Genomic DNA, 558 nt, shown 5'->3' on the forward strand with positions numbered 1-558 from the left:
TATAAGTCATAGAATAGGATCTAAAAAGGATCTCAATAACTGCATAATAGTTCGCATTACTGGCGTGTATTACCTGTTTTTTAAGTCGTGACAAACAATAGATATAGCAATACCCACTCAGCTAAGAGCGTAAGAAAGGTAACAACGGATTAAGATGTTGAGGGTGAGAGCTCGCTCTGCTTAACTGAGAGCCCCATGCGGTTGAGTAGGTTGTTGGCCATCTTGGTGATGGTAGGGATGTCTGTACTGACTGCCCAGCCTTTGGCTTTGATGCGCTCAACTAACTTGCGAGAGATGTAGGTAAGACGATCAACGGGTTTCATGTCCGCCAGTTTGATGGTGTAGCTGGAGGTCGCTTGTGCGTGTCTGTACTCCCACACACGCAGGATATTGCTCTGGCAGTATATCTTTAAGGCTATATCTGCATCGTACTGCTCGTGGCGTTTGGCGGCCTCTATTTTGCGGCGTTGGATCTCGATTGAACGCAAGTGCTCAAGTTCTTCATTTTTAACACCCAGTAGTTCGTAGTACAGAGGTGTTGCACAAAGCGTTCTTGGC

1 pseudogene is annotated in these 558 nt (G+C 46.1%); it reads right to left on the reverse strand.

The features are described 5' to 3' along the window. Positions 1–149: 149 nt before the first annotated feature. Positions 150–558: pseudogene (locus PVK71_RS20370) on the reverse strand (replication initiation protein); the annotation flags it as partial.

Origin of the sequence: Aliivibrio sp. S4MY1 (assembly GCF_028765545.1) — a bacterium.
Taxonomy (GTDB): Bacteria; Pseudomonadota; Gammaproteobacteria; order Enterobacterales; family Vibrionaceae; genus Aliivibrio.